At 65.9% G+C, this 220-nt stretch carries 1 protein-coding gene; it reads right to left on the bottom strand.

Annotated features, from left to right (window positions below):
- A partial coding sequence (locus HMPREF0072_RS10950; protein WP_004831295.1) for an FKBP-type peptidyl-prolyl cis-trans isomerase occupies positions 1-220 on the bottom strand: 220 nt, incomplete at both ends.

The following is a 220-nucleotide window of genomic DNA, read 5'->3' as shown; positions in this document are numbered from 1 at the left end:
GGGAGTCAGGTCGCCAGCGCCTTCGTGACCATAGGCTTGCGCCGAAGGAATCACCACTCGCCAGCGCGCGCCGACAGGCATCGCTCGCAACGCTGTGCGCCATCCCTCTATCACACTGTCCAGGGCGAACCACTCGGCGCTTTCGCTCTGGTCGAACACTTGACCGTCGGCAAGCAGGCCGCGGTAACGGACGTGTACCTGGGTTGCCGCGCCGATGCCG

The organism is Anaerococcus lactolyticus ATCC 51172 (genome assembly GCF_000156575.1).
Taxonomy (GTDB): Bacteria; Bacillota; Clostridia; order Tissierellales; family Peptoniphilaceae; genus Anaerococcus; species Anaerococcus lactolyticus.
The sequence above is the reverse complement of the archived record's forward strand: the minus strand, read 5'-3'. Positions and strand labels throughout refer to the sequence as shown.